We start from the raw sequence: 19,663 nt of genomic DNA on the forward strand, positions 1-19,663 counted from the left end.
GGACCTCAGCCCCGCTTGAGGACGAAGTAGCCCGAGGTGGAGCCGATGGGCGTGTACCGCGTGTCCGGGTGGAGCTGCCCCGCGTAGTCGACCACCTGCCGCACGGTGCGCTCCGGCGGCTCCTGCAGGGCTATGTAGTCCGGCTGTACGTCCCGCGTGGCGCCGACCCACAGCACCCGGCAGCGGCTGGTGAGCCGGCTTATCGGCCCGACGTTGGCCTCCACCGTCGCCCCGTCCGGGATCCGGTCCAGCAGCCGCTCCACCGCACCGGCCTGCGGCGGCTTGTCGTAGGTGGCGCCCTGGGTGAGGCTGTACAGCGGCATGGAGGACGACAGCGCCAGGGCCGCGCCGCACACCGCGGCGGGTAGCTGGCGGGCGTACGAGGCGAGCCAGGGCCGCTGGGTGGCGCGGGTGCGGTCCAGGGCGTCCACCAGGGCCAGCAGGACGACCGGCATCAGGACCGCGTTGTAGTGCCAGTCGGTGCCCCAGTAGTGGTCGTCGTGGGAGAGGAAGCGCCAGCCGAGGGTGGGCACGGCGGCCAGCAGCAGCGGGGAGCGCAGCGCCAGCAGACCGGTGGTCGGCAGCAGGATCCACAGCAGGGTGCGCAGCGCGGTGCCGAAGGGGATCGTGCCGGTCTGCTCACCGCCGTTGCCGACCTTGTCCCAGTAGTCGTACGAGCCCCCGCCGTTGAAGCCGGGGATGACGACGCCGAGCGCGAGCGCCGAGACCATGACGCCGAAGCCCATCAGCGCGACGGCGAGCGGAACGGCGCGGGGGCCGCGCTCGGGGTCGCGCCGGGCGCGGATCCACACGACCGCGCCGATCGCGGCCACGGTGGCGCCCATGTCCTCCTTGACGAAGACCAGCGGGGCGGCCCACAGCATCGCCGGATACCAGCGCCCCCGGATCACCGCCTCCAGGGAGAAGGCGATGAGCGGAACGGCGAAACATATCTCGTGGAAGTCGAAGTCCACAGCGCGCTGGATGCCCCAGGAGACCCCGTAGGCGATGCCGATCGCGAGCCCCCGGCCGCGCCCCAGCAGCCGGGCGGCGACGCGGGTGACGGGGACGGCGGAGACGGCGAACAGCGCCGCCTGCGCGACCAGCAGCGTGACGGGGCCGGGGAAGAGCCGGTAGACGGGCCCGAGCAGCGCCGTGATGGGGCTGAAGTGGTCGCCGAGGATATTGGCGCCGGGGCCCTTGAGATCGGCTATGGGGGCCTGGAAGTGCGCGTACGCCCGTATCGCCTGCTCGAAGATGCCCAGGTCCCAGGACATGGTGGCCATGCGGCGGAAGCGGCAGACCGACAGCGCCGTGAAGGCGGCGAAGAGGGCGAGGGCCAGCCAGTACGGATCGGCCCGCGGATGCCGCAGTAAACCTGCTCGCGCGACGAGCCGGGTACGCCCCGTGGTGACGGCGGTGGCCCTCTCGGCGCCGGTGCCGGGCGGAGCGGTTGCGGCCGTGTCCATCCAGGGTCCTTATCGTGTGGGCGGTCTGTGCGAAAAGATACGCGAAGGGGGCGGGAAGGTTGCAGGGACGGTTTCGCATACCGATGCGGAGTTCTGTGGCGGTGCTGGCCGCGCTGTTGGCGGTCGGCGGCTGCAAGGCCGGTGACCAGGACGGTGACCAGGGCGGCGGCAAGGGTGGCGGCAAGAGCGGGGGCGCTTCGAGCGGGCCCGCGGCGTCCGGATCGGCCCTCGCGGCTGTGTCCTCGCTCACAGTCAAAGGGCGTGCGCCGAAGACGGGTTATGAGCGCAGTGAGTTCGGCAGCTCGTGGGTGGACACCGACGACAACGGCTGCGGGACCCGCGATGACATCCTCAAGCGGGACCTGAAGGACGTGAGGTTCCGCGACGGCCACTGCCTGGTCGCCTCGGGCACGCTCACCGACGATCCGTACACCGGCCGCGATGTGCGGTTCGTCCGGGGCCGCAGCAAGGTGGACATCGACCATGTGGTCGCGCTGTCGGACGCCTGGCAGAAGGGCGCCCAGAAGTGGGACCGGGACAAGCGCCTGGCGTTCGCCAACGATCCGCTCAATCTGATCGCCGTGGACGCGTCCGCCAACCGCCGTAAGGGAGACGGCGACGCGGCGACCTGGCTGCCGCCCAACAAGGCGTACCGCTGTGCCTATGTGGGGCATCAGGTGGCCGTGAAGAAGGCGTACGGGCTGTGGGTGACCGAGGCCGAGAAGGGGGCGATGAAGCGGGTGTTGGGCGGCTGCCCCACGGCCAAACTGCCCGCGCGCTCCGGCGGCCGCTAGGCCCGCACCGGCCGATGGCGGCCGGAGGCTGACCAAGACCGCCGTGAATCGTTGTCCAAGCAGTGGCCTAGGCCGCGCCGACTCCATACCATCGATCAACGCCAGATCGTTTGTCGCGCCGCACGATCTCTGCCGGGAGGCTCAATGATCCGCCGCCATACTGCGCTCTCCGTCTCCGCCGCGTCCGCGCTCCTCCTCTCCGCCCCGCTGCTCACCGCGTGCGGCGAGGCCCCGCGGCCCGGCGCCGCGGCGGTCATGGACGGCGGCCGGATCACCGTGTCCGAGCTCCAGGGGCAGGTCAAGGCCGTCCGGGAGGCGCAGCGTCATGATCCGAGGGCGGCTCAAATGGTCGCGGGCAGCGGCCGGCTGAGCCAGGACACGTTGATCCGGATGATCCAGTTCCGGGTGATCGAGCGGGCCGGTAAGGACAACGGGATCAGCCTCACCCGCCGCGAGATCCAGCGCGCCCGCTCCGCCGCCGAGGGGCAGAGCGGCGGGGCCACCGCCCTGCGCGCCCTGTATCTGCAGCAGGGCATCGCGCCCGGCGGGATCGACGAGGCCGTCCGGATGGACCTCACGCGCAACGCCCTGCTGCGCAAACTGGGCACCTCCAAGGTCAACGAGGTGTTCGCCCAGACCTCCAAGGCGCTCGACATCAAGGTGAACCCCCGCTACGGAAAGTGGGACAACACCCAGGGCACCGCCGTCCTCGCCAGGGAGGCATGGCTGCGCACCTCCGGCGGCACCCCGGAGCAGGCGTAAGTTACGTTGCAAGGGTGACCGCAGCCGACTCGCCCGTCCCCGCCCACGCCGCCGCCCCCACCGGCCGCATCGTCCTCCTCACCACCACCCACCGGGTGGCGCCGGGGCTGCTGTCCTGGCCCGCCTGGCAGGCGCTGCACGGCGCGGACCGGGTGCTCTCCGGCGATCCCGGCCATCCGCAGCTCCCGTATCTGCGGGAGGCGGGCGTCGAGGTGGAGCCGGGCTCACCGGCCGCGCGCGAGCTGGTCGACTACTGCGTGGCCAAGGGCGGCCGCACGGCCGTCGTGCTCACCTCCGCCGAGGGCGAGTCCGAGCTGACCGACGGGCTGGCGCGGCTGGCCGGATCCGGCCGTGAGGCGATGCCGGACCTGGAGCTGCTGCCCGGTTCCTACGATCTGCCGGGCGCGCGGCTGCTCGATCTGGTGCAGGTCATGGACCGGATCCGCGCCGAGTGCCCGTGGAGCGGCACCCGGACCAACGAGGAGCTGGTGAAGTACGGCATCGAGGAGGCGTACGAACTCGTCGAGGCCATCGAGGAGGGCGACCGCGAGGCGCTGCTGGAGGAGCTCGGCGATGTGCTGCTGCAGGTCGTCTTCCACGCCCGGATCGCCCAGGACGACCCCGAGGACCCGTTCTCGATCGACGATGTGGCGGGCGGCATCGTGGACAAGCTGATCCACCGCCATCCGCATGTCTTCGGCGACGAGACCGCCGAGACCGCCGAGGACGTCCAGAGGCACTGGCTGCGGACCAAGGCGGCCGAGAAGCAACGCGATTCGGTCACCGAAGGGGTGCCACTCGGTCAGCCCGCGCTCGCGCTGACCGCCAAGCTGGCCTCTCGCGCCCGTACGGCCGCCCTCGACGTGGCCCTGCCGGACGGGGCGGGCGTCGGTTATGAGCTGTTGGCGCTCGCGGTGCGCGCCGAGGCGGACGGCGTGGACCCGGAGGCGGCGCTGCGCGCGGCGGCCCGTGCCTACCGTGACGCGATACGGGCGGCGGAGGGCTCCGCGGGGCGGTGACGCGGCGCGGTGATCCGGGGGCGGGGGCGCGGCGCGGGTGACGCGGCGCGGTGACGCGGGCAGGGCGTGACGCCCATGGGGCCGGAGTGATATCCGGGCCGGTCCGGGTACCCGGCCGCCATGGATACGTACACCGAGGATCTCGCTGTGACCCGGGGCCTGTTGATCGGGACCGGGCCGTTCATCGTCGGTCTGGTGGTCGTCATCCTGTGCCTCGGGGCCGTGTGGTGGGGGATACGGCTACGGGCCCGTGAACCGGTCCCGCCCCAGCAGCCGCAGCCCCGCGCCGGTGCCTGGCAGAAGGCCCAGGAGGCCGACCACGAGGCACGGGCGGCGGGCCACGGCCCGGGGCATCAGGACGACGACGGCAGCGTCGGCTATGTGACCCAGCACCGCGAGCCGGATGAGCTGGACCGGGACCGTGGCCGCCGGTTCCCGTCCGAGCTGGGCGGCTCGGGGACGCGGGACTCCGGCAAGGGCGGCGCCGAGGGCCGGCCGACCTGAACCGAGGGCGGCAGCGGCTCGTTCGGCAAGGGCTGAGGCGCGGACCCGGCCACGGGGCGCCGGGGACCCGGCCACAGGGCGCCGGGGTACGGGTCGCCCACCGCGGCGCGGGCGCATGACGCGGGCGCGCGATACGGGCGCATGACGCGGGCCCGGCACCGGTGGTGTCCGGTGCCGGGCCCTTGGCCGTGCCCCTGTCGTGCGGCGCGGTCAGCCCGTGATGGGCACCGGCACCAGCGTGGCGCGGAAGTGGCGCAGGATCGGCGACTGGTCGGTGATCCGGAAGCCGTACACCTGGTCCGCGTTCTTGGCGATCTTCGCGAGCGTCTCGCCCACGTGGTCGTAGTGGCTGCGGGTGTAGACCCGGCGCGGCAGGGCGAGCCTGACCAGCTCGTACGGCGCGCTCTTGATCGGGTTCCCGTGCTCGTCCTCCTCACCGAGGTAGAGCGAGCCCAGCTCGGCCGAGCGGATGCCGCCCTCCAGGTAGAGCTGGCAGGCCAGGGCGTGGCCGGGGTACTGGTGCGGCGGGATGTGCGGCAGCAACCGCCCGGCGTTGAGGTAGAGCGCGTGCATGCCCGGCGGTTCGACGATGTCCACGCCCGCGGCGCGGACCCGATGGGCGAGGTGGGAGGCGATCTCGGCGCGCTCGGCGAGGTAGCTCGGCTCGGTCACCTCAGTCAGCCCCTGCGCCATCATGTCGAGGTCGCGTCCGGCCAGACCGCCGTAGGTCGCGAACCCCTCGGTGGCGATGAGGAGCAGCTCGCACTTCTGGGCGAGCTCCGGGTCGTTGGTGCCGATGAAGCCGCCGATGTGGACGATGCCGTCCTTCTTGGCGCTCATCATGCAGCCGTCCGCCAGACGGAACGCCTCCTCCGCGACCTGCCGGGGGGTGCGGTCGCGGTAGCCCTCCTCATGGCGGGTGACCAGCCAGGCGTTCTCGGCGAACCGGGCGGCGTCCAGGAAGAGCGGGACGCCGTGCTGACGGCACAGGGCCGCCGTCCGCTTGAGGTTGTCCATGGAGACGGGCTGGCCGCCCCCGCCGTTGTTGGTGATGGTCATGACCACCACGGCGACCCGGGAGCCGTCGGGCCCGGACAGCGTCTGAGCGAGCGCCTCCAGGTCGATATTGCCCTTGAATGGCTCGGTGCTGTCGAGGTTCTTGGCCTCGGGACACGGCAGATCGCGCGCCTCGGCCTCGTTCAGCTCGACATTGGCCCGGGTGGTGTCGAAGTGGGTGTTCGACAGCACGAGGTCGCCGCGCTCCAGCAGGGTGGTGAACAGCACCCGCTCGGCGGCGCGCCCCTGGTGGGCGGGGAGGATATGCGCGTAACCGGTGAGCTCGGTGACCGTCTCGTGGAACCGGTAGAACGAGCGGGAGCCCGAGTAGGACTCGTCGCCGGCCATCCCCGCGGCGAGCTGGGCGGCGGAGAGCGCTCCGGTGCCCGAGTCGGTGAGCAGGTCGATGGTCACCTCTTCGGCGCGCAGATCGAAGAGGTTGTAGTTCACACGCTGCAGCGCCTCTTCGCGCTGCTGCCGGGTGGTGAAGGGTATCGGTTCGACGACCTTGATCCTGTACGGCTCCACGCTGACCGCTGCTCCTGTCTTTTCGTTGTTCCGTGTCTCGGCGGATGTCACAGCCGTGCCCGCACCCGGTCGCGGGTGGGGACCGTCTCGCGGGGCGGCCGGGTCCGGTACGCCTCGGAGGAGACGTAGACGGTCACCCGCTGCGGCCGGCCGCGCTCGTGGACCAGCGCCAGGTAGGCGATCAGGCCCACCCCGTCGCCGAGGGGGCGCGGGCTCACGGCGGCCAGCGCCCGGTCGAGGGCTGTACTGTCCATGTCATGGCTGCGCAGCACGGCGACCGCCCGCTCGCGCGCCTCGCCGTCGTGCCGGACGTAGTCGCGGACGGGCACGTGGAGGGTGTATCCGCTGGGCAGCCCGGTCGCCGTCTCCGTGAAGGAGTGGCAGGTGAGGGCGGGGCGTCCGGTGAGCCGGCCGGCGTCCTCATCGGCGGTGAGGCCGTCGGCGGCGGGGAGGTCCCCCGCGGTGCGGAAGAACTCCTCCAGCCGCTCCCGGCCCGGTGCGGGCGACATCCGGGGGAGGGAGCCCGCCTCGGTGGGGGACAGACCGGGGTGCTTGAGGTAGACCTTCACCCGCGGGGCGTCCCAGTCGCCGAGGTCCAGGGCGAAGAACGGGAAGCCGTCCGCCCGGGGCAGCGAGTCGAACGCCTGCCGATGGCCCAGCCTGGCCAGCGCCTCGCGTACGGTCTCGGCGGCCCGGCCGGCGCCGTTCGCCGAGGGGTTGAGGTAGACCTTGACCCCGGGGACGCCGCCGGGGCGGAGCTCCAGGGCGCACCACAGGGCCAGCGGGCCCTCGGGGGAGTGGGGGAAGAACAGGTCCTCGAGCCGGTCGAGCTGGTCGGTCGAGAACCCCCAGCGGTCCGCCATGGCGTGGATCGCCTGCAGACCGGCCCGGCCGTTCTCCGCGAGGTCGTCGCCCCGGGAGCAGCCCGGTTCCACCAGGACCCGCAGGTCCGGAGCCTGGCCCGGCAGAAAGGCCAGGGAGAACTCCACGGGGCTGTGGTCGTCGGACAGAAAGGTCCGTGACGGGGGTGGCAGCGCCAACGGCCGTCCGGCCGAGGCGCCCAGACTCTCGATCAGTACCCCTGTGTAGGCGGCCGTATCGGCCTCGCTGAGCCGCGCCACCTGACACAGCCGGGTGAGCTGGCCTGTGGCGAGGTCGCCGAGCAGTGCCTCACTCGAATTGAAACCGTTCATCGAACCTCCCGCTGAATCGAGAGGAACGGCTGTTTGGGTTTGTGCGGCGGGGTAATCGGGCGGTCATGCCCCACGAGAAGATACCCGCCCCGAGGGGCGGGTATCTCGGCTCCCATCGCGTGTGCTTCCGCGAAATTAGGGTAGGTGTTCGATTGGCCGCGGGGGTGGTGCAGTCGGGATATGAGTGAAACCGCGGATCGTCGACCGACAGTGGTGTCGTCGGCGGCGGGAGACCTCACGACAGCTCCTCTTAGGAATGGGCCAACAAAATTTGCGCGATAGTGCCTACCCGTTCAGTTGAACATTCATGCGGTATGAAATGGGTTCCGGATGTGGCGTGGATCACGCTCTCCACCACGAGAGGAACGAACTCCACAAGCCGCCCTTCTCCTGCTTGTTCTGGGCGTGGCCGCGATGGTCGCCCATTGGGATCTGTTGCTGTGCAACGGGCTGTTTGTCCGTACGTATCGGAGTGAATCGGGCAGGCAGTGCGGTCAGCCCGCGGTTGAACGGACCGGGGCGCCAAGTCAGGCTCGACTCGGGCACCGCGAGTTCAATATCGGGCAGCTGGTTGAGCAGTTTTTCGATGGCCACCACACCGATGAGCTGAGCGGTGTCCTTGGCCGGGCAGGCGTGCGGACCCGCGCTCCAGGCGAGGTGCGCCCGCTTGCTGAGCTGCTGGCGGGAGGCGGACAGCGCGGGATCGGTGTTCGCCGCCGCGATGGAGACCATCACCAGATCGCCCGCCCGCAGCCGGGTTCCGGCGAAGTCCACGTCGGAAACCGGGTAATGGGGGGCGTAGTTGGACATCGGCGGGCTGTTCCACAGCACATCGTCGAGGGCGTCCTCGACCAGCAGCCCAGCACCCGCGTACCGCTCGTCGGAGAGCAGCAGGAGAAGCGCGTTGGCGATGAGATTCCGCTGGGGCTCGGCGCCGGAGCCCAGCAGCAGCACCAGCTGGTGAACCATTTCCTCATCGGTCAGCTGGGCATGGTGCTGCATAAGCCAGGAGGTGACATCTTCCCCGGGCTGCCTGCGCTTCAGTGCGACGAGTTCGCTGACGCTCTGGCCGAGGACCTCGTTCGCCTTCTCCGCATTGATCCCGTCGAAGATCCCGGAAATGCCGAAGATGACCCGGTCGCCAATTTCCGCCGGGCATCCGAAGAGCTCATTGAAAACAAACAGCGGCAGCAGTTTGGCATAGTCATTGAGCAGATCGGCCGAGCCGCGGGAGATGAACTGGTCCATCAGGTAGTCCGCGACGCGCTCGACATGGCGGCTCAGTCGATGCGTATCGACCCGGGCCAGGCTGTCGGTCACCGCCTGACGCAGTCGCATATGCTCGGCGCCATCGGTGAACATGCAGTTCGGCCGGTATTCCAGCAACGGGACGACCGGATTGTCCCGGGTGACCTTGCCCTCGTTGTAATCGCGCCAGCGGCGCGAGTCCTTCCGGAAGGTGTCGGGGTTCTGCAGCAGCTGAAGCGCCGCCGAGTAGTCCGTGATCAGCGTGGCCTCGACACCCGGGGAGAGCTCGACCGGTGCGGCCGGGCCGTACGAGCGCATATACGTGTAATAGGCACCCGGATCGGCGGCAAACTCCGTCCCGTACAGCGGCACCCGCTTGCCACTGCCATGGGCGGGGCAGCCGGGTGGCGGTACCGCCGAAAAATCCGATTGCGTGTTCATCAGGTGCTCCTAGCGGGTACGTTCCTGTAGGTAACGGACAAGCGCCATCAGGGCATTGGCCGATGACTTCTCGTCACGTGCGTCACAGGTGACGATGGGGGTCTCGGGCAGCAGATCGAGCGCCTCGCGCAATTCTGCGTCGGGGCGGGTCGGCGTGCCGTCGAAGTGATTGACGGAAATCGCATAGGGAAGTCCGTAGTGCTCCACCAGGTCGATCACCGGGAAGGATTCCTTGATGCGTTCGGGATCGACGAGGATCAGTGCCCCGAGAGCGCCTCGGGTCATGTCCTCCCACACCTGGACGAAGCGCTCCTGTCCGGGCGTGCCGAAGAGATACAGGACAAGTCTCTCGCTCAGCGTGAGACGTCCGAAGTCCATGGCCACGGTGGTCGTGGTCTTGCCCCGGGTGCCCATGAGGTCGTCGACGTGGGCTCCGGCCTGAGTCATCCGCTCCTCGGTGCGCAGCGGAGGAATCTCGGACATGGTGCCGATGAACGTCGTCTTTCCGACCGCGAAATGCCCCACGACGAGGATCTTGGCCGCGATCTGCACCGCTTCGTTCAGATAGACGTCGTCATCCGAAACGGGCCTGGAGCCCATCCAGCACCTCCTGAAGGAGCGAAACGTCGACAAGCTGCGCGGGAGGCGCGGGGGCACGGGTGATGAGGTATCCGTCCGATGAGAGATCGGACAGCAGGACCTTCACGATGCCGATCGGCAGCCCCATATGCCCCGCTATCTCGGCAACCGAGAGATAACCACCCGCGCACAGCTCCAAGAGGCTGCGCTTCTCCGGATCGAGCTGACTGGGGGGTCTCTGTTCGGACGCGGTGACCAGCGTGATCAGGTTGAACTGGTCATTCTCCGGAAGCCCGCGACCGTTCGTGATGACGTACGGTCGCACTAATTGAGCGGACTGGGGCTCCTGCTCGCCTGGTGCCGTCATGCCTGAATTCCGGTGTTTTCGCGAGGTGGTGTGGACAGCGCCTTGCCGAGCTGCCCGACAAGCTGCTGCATCCGGAAGGTGATGTCGGCCATGTCGACATCCGGGGCGGAGGAGACCGCCAGATACGCGCCCTCACCCGCGGAGATGAGGAAGACCCAGCCACCGTCGAACTCGACCAGGGTCTGGCGCCATGTCATATGGGAGCCACCGCAGAAGCCGGCCATGGTGCGGCTCAGCGACTGGATGCCGCTCATCGCCGCGGCGACGGTGTCGGCCTCGTCCTTTTTGACCTCTTGAGAACGGGCCATCAGCAGACCGTCGGCGGAGACCAGGATCGCATGACGAGCCCCTGGTACTTCCAGGGCGCTCTCAAGCATCCATGACAGGTCGTTGTTCACTGAGGATCATGCCCTTCCCTGTTCGGGTTTGCTGAGCGTCCGGACTGCGTGCCGCGCTGGAACGCGCCCATGATCGATGCGGATTCCTCGCTCGTCCGGGCCGGGGCACTGGTGGAGTCCGCTCTGGGGACGATGGAAATCGAGCCCTTACGGCGACGTTTGGGCAGGCCCCCGGCGGTGGCACCGCTCACGGTCGAACCGCTGACGGTGGAACCGGTCATGGTGGAACCACTCGGCTGCGGCTGCTCGGCCTCGGCGGGAACGTGGGTCGTCGGCTGCTCTTCCGGCTCGGGCATATTGGTCAGAAGGTCCTCGGGGAGAAGCACGACCGCGCGTACACCACCGTAGGGAGAGGCCGAATCGACGGACACCGTGAAGCCGTAGCGCGCGGCGAGCACACCGATCACCGCGAAACCGAACTGCGGCGGATTGCCGAGTCCCGTTACACCGGTGGCGTGCGTGGCCGAGAGCAGCTTGTCCGCCCGGTTCTTCTCCTCCTCGTTCATACCGACACCGGCGTCGTCGATGATGACGCAGACGCCCTTGGGGACGGTGCGGATGGTGATGTCGATCGGCGAGTCGGGCGCGGAGTAACTGGTCGCGTTGTCCAAAAGCTCGGCCAGCGCCAGCGCGACCGGTTCCACGGCCCGGCTGACCAGGGCGAAGTTGCTCTGTGAGCGGATTTCCACCCGGGTGTAGTGACGGATGCGGCCCTTGGCGCTGCGGACCACGTCGTACACCGACGCGACCGCGCGCTGCCGGCCCAGCCAGCCGTCACACAGCACCGCGATGGACTGCGCACGCCGCCCGAACTGCGAGTTCATGTGGTCGATCTCCAGGAGGTCCTGGAGAAGCTGATGCTCGCCGTATTTGTCCTGCGTCTTGGAGATGGCCAACTGCTGCTCGTTGGCGAGGCCCTGAAGCGTACGCATAGCAGACTTCAGCGCGCTCTTGGTGGCCTCCTCAGCGCGGTTGTGCGCCTCCTGTACCGCGTCGGCGTAATTGTTCTCGAGGTCGGCCGCGCGTTTCTCTAGCTCCGCCTTCTCCTGGCGCAGATTCGCCCGCGCCTTTCGCCCGCGAATAATGGCGGTTGCGGCGAGAGGCGTGCCAGCGATCAGGGCCCAGAGTGCTGGATCCTGTAGATATTGCGTCATTAAGACTCTCTTTAAACGACTAGACCGCCAGGGACTTTAGGGAGGTGTGGTGCGTTATGCGTCTGGAATGTGCCTGAGCAGCGGTAAGTCAGCGCCCGTACGGCGCCCGCGGGTTCCGGGGACATCGCACTCGTCTTGCCGACGGCAGCGCACAGGCATCGGTGCGCCGGGACGGCTCCATATGCCCAACTGGCGGCATAATGCTCCTCAGAGTGGGGATCCTCTCGGCTGATGTGCCGGATCGCCGTGTGTCTTACGCGCCCTTGGCTCGCCTGGCAAGCGCGGTGATCGTATCACCGGTATCACTGGGCCCCGTGCATGTGCCCCAGTCCCATTCGTTCACCTGACGTCCTTTCAGCCACACCGCCAGTTCACCGCGTTGACCGACGTCAGGGCATGTCCCGGGGGTTCGTATCGGGGCGGCGCGGGCAACCACCGAACGGCGGTCGCAGCCATCAGATATCCGGGCATTCGACCCGCGCTGTGCATGGGTGGTGAAGGGTGTGTGGAGATGAATGGGGAATTCCGCTAGACATTCATCCCGGTCATTACTCTCTTATTCTCTTTGTTCTGCTTATTCACTTATTTCTCTTGTTGCCCGTTACTTCCGACAGGCCGGAGGGGGCGACTCCGCACGGGTATCGTCGGGGCGTGTCGGAACAGCCCCGTGACAGCTCCGCTCCCACCCTCTTCACCTGGGAGTTCGCCACCGATCCCTACCCTGCGTACGCCTGGCTACGCGAGCACGCCCCGGTGCACCGGACCACGCTGCCCAGCGGTGTCGACGCCTGGCTGGTGACCCGTTACGCAGATGCCAGGAAGGCGCTGGCCGATCCCCGGCTCTCCAAGAACCCCCAGCGGCACAGTGCGGCGGCCCACGCAAAGGGCAAGGTGGGCATTCCCGGCGAACAGCGTGCCGACCTGATGACACATCTGCTCAATATCGACCCTCCCGATCACACCCGGCTGCGGCGCCTGGTCTCCAAGGCGTTCACCCCGCGCCGGGTGGCCGCGTTCACCCCTCGGGTACAGACCCTCACCGATCAGCTCATCGACGCCTTCGAGGAAAGGGGAGAGGCGGACCTCATCCATGAGTTCGCCTTCCCTCTCCCTATTTATGCGATCTGCGATCTGCTCGGGGTGCCGCGCGAGGACCAGGACGACTTCCGGGACTGGGCCGGCGCGATGATCCGGCACGGCGGAGGCCCGCGCGGCGGAGTGGCCCGCGCCGTGAAGCGGATCCGCGCGTATCTCGGCGAGCTGATCCACCGCAAGCGCCTGGAGCTCGTGGAGCGGAGGGAAGGAGAGGACGGGGAGGACCTGATCTCGGGGCTGATCCGGGCCAGTGACCACGGTGAGCACCTCACCGAGAACGAGGCCGCGGCCATGGCCTTCATCCTCTTGTTCGCCGGCTTCGAGACCACCGTCAACCTCATCGGCAACGGCGTCTACGCACTTCTGCGCCATCCGGAGCAGCGCGCCGTCATGCAGCGGGCCCTGGAAGAAGGGGATGAGCGGCTGCTGGCCGCCGGGGTCGAGGAGCTGCTGCGCTACGACGGGCCTGTGGAGATCGCCACCTGGCGGTTCGCGACCGAGCCGCTCACCCTCGCCGGGCAGCACATCGCCGAAGGGGAGCCGGTGCTGGTGGTGCTCGCCGCCGCCGACCGGGACCCCGAGCGGTTCGCGGCGCCCGATGTCCTCGACCTCACCCGCCGCGACAACCAGCACCTCGGCTATGGCCATGGCATCCATTACTGCCTCGGCGCCCCGCTCGCCCGGCTGGAGGCGCAGACCGCGATCGCCACCCTGCTGCGGCGCCTGCCCGGACTGCGGCTCGCGGCGGAGCCGGAGGATCTGCGGTGGCGCGGCGGGCTCATCATGCGCGGGCTGCGCACGCTCCCGGTGACCTGGAATTCCGCGGACCGCTGAGGCTGCCAAGCCCCGTACGTACGGACATTGGTGACGAATGATCAGTCGTGTGACCGTGGCGTGACCTGGGATACATCGACTTGTGATGATCGAGTGCCCTCGCTATGTTCACCGGCAACCGAGTTCGCCATAGAGAGGGCAATCGCATGCGTTCCGGTAATGGTCGACACCGTCGCCCCCGTCAGGCTCCGGCCATCATCGTCGCGGCGGGGGTCACGGGAGCGAGCATCGCCCTGCCCCTCTTCGGGGCGTCCGGCGCACAGGCCGCCCAGACCGCCACCTGGGATCAGGTCGCCGAGTGCGAGAGCGGCGGTATGTGGAGCGCCAACGAGGGCAACGGCTTCTACGGCGGACTGCAGCTCACCCTCGACATGTGGAAGGACTACGGCGGTACGGAGTACGCCCCGCGCCCCGACCTGGCCAGCCGCTCCCAGCAGATATCCGTCGCCGAGTCGATCCTCGGCGACCGCGGTCCCGACGCCTGGCCGAGCTGTGCGCTGGGTGCGGGGCTCACCGACGGCTCCGGCGCCCCCGATGTGGACCCCGGTGGCACGGCCACCCGGGACCCGGGGGCGGGCCGGGGCGAGGCGGGGGACCGGGAGCGGGACGGCTCCTCCTCCCCGGAGTCGGACCGTTCGGGGACGTCCGACGGCGCCGGTAAGCCGGATTCGTCCGGATCGACCGAGAAGCCGGAGGCCCCCCACACTTCCAAGTCCCCCGACGGACTGGACGGCTCGGCATCGGACACCCCGACGTCGGACGGTTCGGCCTCGGACACCCCGACGTCGGACGGTTCGGCCTCGGACGACCCGGCCTCGGACGGCTCGGACGACTCGGCGTCGGACGGCTCGAAGGGATCCTCGGCGGATCCCTCCGCCGACCCCTCGCCCTCCGGCCGCCACCGCGGCTCCCCGGATGCCGGGGAGCGGGCCGAGGACGGCGATTCGGCGGACGGGCAGCCCTCCGGACGCCACGCCTCGCGCGACGCCGCGGACCGCGACCAGAGCCCCACGGACGACGATTACACCGTTCGCCCCGGTGACAATCTGTCAGGCATCGCCGAGGACCGGAATGTGTCCCGAGGTTGGGAAGGGCTCTACGAGAGCAACGAGGACCTCATCGGAATCGACCCCGACCTGATCATCCCTGGTCAGCGACTTGACCTCGCCATCAGGGAGCAGTGATTCGGGGGGAATTGCCCGATCTGGTTCCGGTGAGACATACATCTCGTCACAATTTCCGGGGCGCACCTCGTGTCCGTTCTCTCCTCACCCGGCCCTACCTGCGCCGATGTGGGCCGGGTGAGATCAATTACAGCCCCATTCGCTGCCATTGGGGTGTTTGAACGTTCTCGGGAGGTGTGTTTAACGTCTTTCCGCTCGCCACCGCGGGCACCGTCGATCGTCACGCCGAATCCTGCCGGCGGTCGGGGGGAATCCGACGCGTCAGCGCCGAAGGCAGGAGCGGGGGACCCAAGGTAGGTGCCGAGTGGCCTGTGGACACGGGCTCGTCGGCTAGGGGTGAAGCCGGGAGCGATCATCGCGACCGGCCGGGCAACTCACGTCCGAACCCGACAGCTCACCTCGTAGGCGTCGGTGAGGAAACGAACCAACGATGCTGAAGTCCAACGGGAAGCACCGCCGTCCCTCCAAGGCCACCCGTATCGCCGCGCTCACCGGTCTCGCCGGTGCCGCCGTGGCGGCGCCCCTCATCGGGGCGACCTCCGCCTCCGCCGCCACCAGCTCCCAGTGGGACCAGGTCGCGCAGTGCGAGGCCGGTGGCAACTGGTCGATCAACACCGGCAACGGCTACTACGGCGGCCTGCAGTTCTCGAGCTCCACCTGGGCCGCGTACGGCGGCACCGCCTACGCGCCCACCGCGGACAAGGCCAGCAAGAGCCAGCAGATCCAGATAGCCGAGAAGGTCCTCGGCAGCCAGGGCAAGGGCGCCTGGCCGGTCTGCGGCAAGGGTCTGACCTCCGGCGGCAGCCCGTCCGCGCCCTCCGCGCCGTCCGCGCCCTCCGGTTCGCAGGACCAGCCGTCGGCCTCCACCAAGTCGGCTCCGGCCGCCCAGCCTGCCCAGCCGAAGGCCCAGCCGCACACCGCGCCCGAGCGCGCCACGCGTGAGCAGCCCCGCGGCCCGATCAAGAAGGGTGACGGCGAGTACAAGGTCAAGTCCGGCGACACTCTCGGCAAGATCGCCAAGGAGCACCACGTCAAGGGCGGCTGGAAGAAGCTCTTCAAGCTGAACGACGACATCGTGGAGAAGGCCGACCTGATCTACCCGGGCCAGAAGCTGCACCTCGGCTGAGTCACGGTCGCAGCCGCGGCCTGAGGCCGCCGCGCGAGAACCCCTGAGACGAGCCCCGGTCGGGCGTGCCGCCTCTATGGCGCGCCCCATCGGGGCTCCCTCATTGCCCGATTCACCAGAAATCTGGATATGTGATTCGGAATCTGGCTTTTTGTGTCACGCCCTCGTCTCGTGGGGCGGGCGAACGCGGGGTGCAGCCCTCCCGGCCCGTTAGGCTCGTGCTGCTACCGCAGACCCATACGAAGGAGAACCTCGTGCCGTCCATCGACGTCGTCGTAGCTCGCGAGATCCTCGACTCGCGAGGCAACCCCACGGTCGAGGTCGAGGTCGGCCTCGACGACGGCAGCACCGGCCGTGCCGCCGTTCCGTCCGGCGCCTCCACCGGCGCCTTCGAGGCCCTCGAGCTCCGTGATGGCGACAAGAACCGCTACAACGGCAAGGGCGTGGAGAAGGCCGTCCTCGCCGTCATCGAGCAGATCGGCCCCGAGCTGGTCGGCTACGACGCCACCGAGCAGCGTCTGATCGACCAGGCGATGTTCGACCTGGACGCCACCCCGGACAAGTCCTCGCTCGGTGCCAACGCCATCCTCGGCGTCTCCCTCGCGGTCGCGCACGCCGCCTCCGAGGCGTCCGACCTCCCGCTCTTCCGTTACCTCGGCGGCCCGAACGCCCATCTGCTGCCGGTCCCGATGATGAACATCCTCAACGGCGGGTCGCACGCCGACTCCAATGTGGACATCCAGGAGTTCATGATCGCGCCCGTGGGCGCGGAGTCCTTCTCCGAGGCCGTGCGCTGGGGCGCCGAGGTCTACCACACCCTGAAGTCCGTGCTGAAGGAGCGCGGCCTGTCCACCGGCCTCGGCGACGAGGGCGGCTTCGCGCCGAACCTCGGCTCCAACCGTGAGGCCCTCGACCTGATCCTCGAGGCGATCAAGAAGGCCGGCTACCAGCCGGGCCAGGACATCGCGCTCGCGCTCGACGTCGCCGCCTCCGAGTTCTACAAGGACGGGTCGTACGAGTTCGAGGGCAAGTCCCGCACCGCCGCCGAGATGACCTCGTACTACGCCGAGCTGGTCGCCGCGTACCCGCTGGTCTCCATCGAGGACCCGCTGAACGAGGAGGACTGGGACGGCTGGAAGACCATCACCGAGCAGCTCGGCGACAAGGTCCAGCTGGTCGGCGACGACCTCTTCGTCACCAACCCGGAGCGGCTCGCCCGCGGTATCGACAGCGACACCGCGAACGCCCTGCTGGTCAAGGTCAACCAGATCGGCTCGCTGACCGAGACCCTGGACGCCGTCGAGCTGGCCCAGCGCAGCGGCTACAAGTGCATGATGTCGCACCGCTCCGGTGAGACCGAGGACGTCACCATCGCCGACCTGGCCGTCGCCACCAACTGCGGCCAGATCAAGACCGGCGCCCCGGCCCGCTCCGAGCGGGTGGCCAAGTACAACCAGCTGCTGCGCATCGAGGAGATCCTCGACGACGCCGCGGTGTACGCGGGCCGCTCGGCCTTCCCGCGCTTCAAGGGCTGACCTGCGTACGACCTCACGTAGCAGACACGTCTGACACCCGTCCCCGGCCGCGGTCCCGTACCGTGACCGGGGACGGCGTTACGCGTCACTCAAGCGAAGTCATCTCCGGGGAGGCGACGTGCCGGCGGATCGCGAACGGTTCTCCACCGCGACCAGGCTCAAGGCGCTCGGCGAGCACGCCGCCGCCCGGGTCTACCGGGTGCGGACCAAGCGCCGCCGGGGCCGGCTGACCGGCCGCGCGGCCCTGCTCGCGCTGGTCGTCTGCTCCCTGGTGGTGGCGCTCGCCTACCCGATGCGGCAGTACATCTCCCAGCGCTCCGACATCGCCGAGCAGCGGAGCGAGGCCCAGCGAGCCCGCGAGGACGTGAAGAAGCTGCGCGAGCGGAAGGCCCGGCTGCGCGACCCCGCCTACACCGAGCAGCAGGCCCGGGAGCGGCTGCACTTCCTGATGCCGGGGGAGACCGGCTACAGCGTGGTGGACGGCAGCGGCTCCACCGAGCGCTCCACCGACCAGGGCGCGGCCGGCCGCCCCTGGTACTCCAACCTCTGGGACGCCGTGGACACGGCGGACGCGGCGGGGGCGGGCAGCGCGCGCCGCTGAGGCGCCGCGCTGTGGCCGCCGGTCGCACCCGGTGACGAATCGAAACGAAGAAGAAGAACTTTCCCACTCATGGATACGCCCCCGCCCCAGACGGAGCCCACCGCGCCCACCGACGCGGACATTCACGCCGTACGGGAGCAGCTCAGCCGCGTGCCCCGGGGTCTGCGTGCGATCGCGCACCGCTGCCCCTGCGGCAATCCGGACGTCGTGGAGACCGCGCCGCGGCTCGAGGACGGTTCGCCCTTCCCCACCCTCTATTACCTGACCTGTCCGCGCGCCGCGTCCGCGATCGGCACGCTGGAGGCCGAGGGCGTGATGAAGGAGATGACGGCCCGGCTGGCCACCGACCCCGAGCTCGCCGCCGCCTACCGCGCCGCCCACGAGGACTACATCGCGCGCCGTGACGCCATCGAGGTGCTCCAGGGCTTCCCCAGCGCGGGCGGGATGCCGGACCGGGTGAAGTGCCTGCACGTCCTGGTCGCCCACGCCCTCGCGGCCGGGCCCGGTGTCAATCCGCTCGGGGACGAGGCGCTCGCGATGCTGCCGGAGTGGTGGCGCAAGGGCCCGTGTGTGAGCCCCTGTGGGGCCGAGGGCGCGAGCCGGGAGGGGAGCGCATGACCCGCGTCGCCGCCGTGGACTGCGGCACCAACTCGATCCGGCTGCTGGTGGCCGACGCCGATCCGGCCACCGGGGAGCTGATCGAACTCGACCGCCGGATGAAGATCGTCCGGCTGGGCCAGGGCGTGGACCGCACCGGCCGGCTCGCCCCCGAGGCCCTGGAGCGCACCTTCGCCGCGTGCCGCGAGTATGCGGAGGTGATCAGTGAGCTGGGCGCCGAGCGCATCCGCTTCGTGGCCACCTCCGCCTCCCGCGACGCCGAGAACCGCGAGGAGTTCGTGCGCGGGGTCGTGGAGATCCTGGGCGTGGAACCCGAGGTGATCACCGGGGACCAGGAGGCGGAGTTCTCCTTCACCGGGGCCACCAAGGAGCTCAAGGGCCATGATCATGTGGCCGGGCCGTATCTGGTGGTGGACATCGGCGGCGGTTCGACGGAGTTCGTCGAGGGCGGCGAGCGGGTGCGGGCGGCCCGCAGTGTGGACATCGGCTGCGTCCGGCTGACCGAGCGCCATCTGGTGGCGGACGGCCAGATCACCGATCCCCCGACGGAGGATCAGCTCGCCGCCATAAAGGGCGATGTGGACGCGGCGCTGGACCTCGCCGAGCGGACCGTGCCGCTCACCCGTGCCTGCCGTCCCGCGGACGGCCACGCACTGGTCGGGCTGGCCGGTTCGGTCACCACCGTGGCCGGGATCGCGCTGGGTCTGCAGGAGTACGACTCCTCCGCGATCCATCACTCGCGGATCACCGTCGACCAGGTCCGCGAGATCACCGCGAAGCTGCTCGGCTCCACCCACGCCGAGCGGGCGGAGATTCCGGTGATGCACCCGGGGCGGGTCGATGTGATCGGCGCGGGGGCCCTCATCCTGCTCTCGATCATGGAACGGACCGGCGCCGAGGAGGTCGTGGTGAGCGAACATGACATCCTCGACGGGATCGCCTGGAGCATCGCCTGAGCGGGCGGAATAACGTATGAGCGGCCACGGAACCCCCTTCGGGGGCCTTCCGTGAACCGCCTCCGAGAAAGTTCGTGAAACTCTTCACATGAAAAAGGCGCCTGGTGGCCGACCGATGCGGCCCTCCGGGGCGGTTTCGGTGGCCGTGCCCCGTCGCTGACCGGATCGTGAGGTGTCAGCGGGGTGTCGCGGGCCCCGGCGC

Annotated in this window: 19 protein-coding genes and 1 riboswitch; of the genes, 11 read left to right on the forward strand and 8 right to left on the reverse strand. The window is 69.4% G+C overall.

Annotated features, from left to right (window positions below; translation table 11 throughout):
* Nucleotides 1-5: 5 nt before the first annotated feature.
* Nucleotides 6-1,469, reverse strand: a complete 1,464-nt coding sequence (locus J5X86_RS36000) for a DUF2079 domain-containing protein (protein WP_208520883.1) — start codon at nt 1,467-1,469, stop codon at nt 6-8.
* An 83-nt stretch (nt 1,470-1,552) separates the two neighbouring features.
* Between J5X86_RS36000 and J5X86_RS36005 the strand changes: the two genes are divergently transcribed.
* The 4 genes from J5X86_RS36005 (at nt 1,553) to J5X86_RS36020 (ending at nt 4,548) form a co-directional block, all read left to right on the forward strand.
* On the forward strand, nt 1,553-2,263 hold the full coding sequence (locus tag J5X86_RS36005) for an HNH endonuclease family protein (RefSeq protein ID WP_243982351.1): 711 nt from the start codon (nt 1,553-1,555) through the stop codon (nt 2,261-2,263).
* A gap of 144 nt (nt 2,264-2,407) precedes the next feature.
* Nucleotides 2,408-3,025 carry a SurA N-terminal domain-containing protein gene (locus J5X86_RS36010; RefSeq protein WP_208520884.1) on the forward strand — a complete coding sequence of 206 codons (618 nt, stop codon included), beginning with the start codon at nt 2,408-2,410 and terminating at the stop codon, nt 3,023-3,025.
* Entirely contained in the window at nt 2,986-4,044 is a 1,059-nt protein-coding gene (locus J5X86_RS36015; RefSeq protein ID WP_243982352.1) for a nucleoside triphosphate pyrophosphohydrolase, read from the forward strand. Before J5X86_RS36010 ends, J5X86_RS36015 begins: the two co-directional genes overlap by 40 nt.
* Before the next feature lie 120 nt (nt 4,045-4,164).
* Entirely contained in the window at nt 4,165-4,548 is a 384-nt protein-coding gene (locus tag J5X86_RS36020; protein ID WP_208520886.1) for a DUF6479 family protein, read from the forward strand.
* Between the two features lie 210 nt (nt 4,549-4,758).
* Here J5X86_RS36020 and J5X86_RS36025 read toward each other — a convergent pair whose 3' ends face one another.
* The 7 genes from J5X86_RS36025 to J5X86_RS36055 form a co-directional block, all read right to left on the reverse strand.
* Entirely contained in the window at nt 4,759-6,132 is a 1,374-nt protein-coding gene (locus J5X86_RS36025) for a tryptophanase (RefSeq protein WP_078641891.1), read from the reverse strand.
* Between the two features lie 47 nt (nt 6,133-6,179).
* Entirely contained in the window at nt 6,180-7,325 is a 1,146-nt protein-coding gene (locus J5X86_RS36030; RefSeq protein WP_208520887.1) for a tryptophan dimethylallyltransferase family protein, read from the reverse strand.
* A 342-nt stretch (nt 7,326-7,667) separates the two neighbouring features.
* Nucleotides 7,668-9,014: a cytochrome P450 gene (locus tag J5X86_RS36035; RefSeq protein WP_208520888.1), complete on the reverse strand. Its 1,347-nt coding sequence runs from the start codon at nt 9,012-9,014 to the stop codon at nt 7,668-7,670.
* Between the two features lie 9 nt (nt 9,015-9,023).
* Complete coding sequence (locus J5X86_RS36040) at nt 9,024-9,614, reverse strand: ATP/GTP-binding protein (RefSeq protein WP_208520889.1); 591 nt, start codon at nt 9,612-9,614, stop codon at nt 9,024-9,026.
* Nucleotides 9,589-9,960 (reverse strand): DUF742 domain-containing protein, encoded by a 372-nt coding sequence (locus J5X86_RS36045; protein WP_014061272.1) that lies wholly within the window; start codon nt 9,958-9,960, stop codon nt 9,589-9,591. Before J5X86_RS36045 ends, J5X86_RS36040 begins: the two co-directional genes overlap by 26 nt.
* Nucleotides 9,957-10,358 carry a roadblock/LC7 domain-containing protein gene (locus J5X86_RS36050; protein WP_014061271.1) on the reverse strand — a complete coding sequence of 134 codons (402 nt, stop codon included), beginning with the start codon at nt 10,356-10,358 and terminating at the stop codon, nt 9,957-9,959. Before J5X86_RS36050 ends, J5X86_RS36045 begins: the two co-directional genes overlap by 4 nt.
* Nucleotides 10,355-11,512 (reverse strand): sensor histidine kinase KdpD, encoded by a 1,158-nt coding sequence (locus tag J5X86_RS36055; RefSeq protein ID WP_208520890.1) that lies wholly within the window; start codon nt 11,510-11,512, stop codon nt 10,355-10,357. The genes J5X86_RS36050 and J5X86_RS36055 overlap by 4 nt, the downstream gene beginning before the upstream one ends.
* Before the next feature lie 651 nt (nt 11,513-12,163).
* Between J5X86_RS36055 and J5X86_RS36060 the strand changes: the two genes are divergently transcribed.
* The 7 genes from J5X86_RS36060 (at nt 12,164) to J5X86_RS36090 (ending at nt 19,461) form a co-directional block, all read left to right on the forward strand.
* On the forward strand, nt 12,164-13,441 hold the full coding sequence (locus J5X86_RS36060) for a cytochrome P450 (protein WP_208520891.1): 1,278 nt from the start codon (nt 12,164-12,166) through the stop codon (nt 13,439-13,441).
* Between the two features lie 146 nt (nt 13,442-13,587).
* The gene (locus J5X86_RS36065) at nt 13,588-14,625 is read left to right on the forward strand and encodes a transglycosylase family protein (RefSeq protein WP_208520892.1); all 1,038 of its coding nucleotides are present in this window, start codon (nt 13,588-13,590) and stop codon (nt 14,623-14,625) included.
* 255 nt (nt 14,626-14,880) lie between these two features.
* A riboswitch (cyclic di-AMP (ydaO/yuaA leader) is annotated at nt 14,881-15,048 on the forward strand.
* Between the two features lie 7 nt (nt 15,049-15,055).
* A complete protein-coding gene (locus J5X86_RS36070) occupies nt 15,056-15,751 on the forward strand; it encodes a transglycosylase family protein (RefSeq protein WP_208520893.1) in 696 nt (231 codons plus the stop codon).
* Between the two features lie 254 nt (nt 15,752-16,005).
* Nucleotides 16,006-17,286 carry a phosphopyruvate hydratase gene (gene eno, locus J5X86_RS36075; RefSeq protein WP_208520894.1) on the forward strand — a complete coding sequence of 427 codons (1,281 nt, stop codon included), beginning with the start codon at nt 16,006-16,008 and terminating at the stop codon, nt 17,284-17,286.
* Nucleotides 17,287-17,404: 118 nt separating this feature from the next.
* Nucleotides 17,405-17,887 (forward strand): septum formation initiator family protein, encoded by a 483-nt coding sequence (locus tag J5X86_RS36080; protein ID WP_014061265.1) that lies wholly within the window; start codon nt 17,405-17,407, stop codon nt 17,885-17,887.
* A gap of 69 nt (nt 17,888-17,956) precedes the next feature.
* Nucleotides 17,957-18,505 (forward strand): DUF501 domain-containing protein, encoded by a 549-nt coding sequence (locus J5X86_RS36085; RefSeq protein ID WP_208520895.1) that lies wholly within the window; start codon nt 17,957-17,959, stop codon nt 18,503-18,505.
* Nucleotides 18,502-19,461, forward strand: a complete 960-nt coding sequence (locus J5X86_RS36090) for a Ppx/GppA phosphatase family protein (RefSeq protein WP_208520896.1) — start codon at nt 18,502-18,504, stop codon at nt 19,459-19,461. The genes J5X86_RS36085 and J5X86_RS36090 overlap by 4 nt, the downstream gene beginning before the upstream one ends.
* Nucleotides 19,462-19,663: the final 202 nt, after the last annotated feature.

The organism is Streptomyces sp. NEAU-YJ-81, assembly GCF_017592595.1.
GTDB lineage: Bacteria > Actinomycetota > Actinomycetes > Streptomycetales > Streptomycetaceae > Streptomyces > Streptomyces hygroscopicus_B.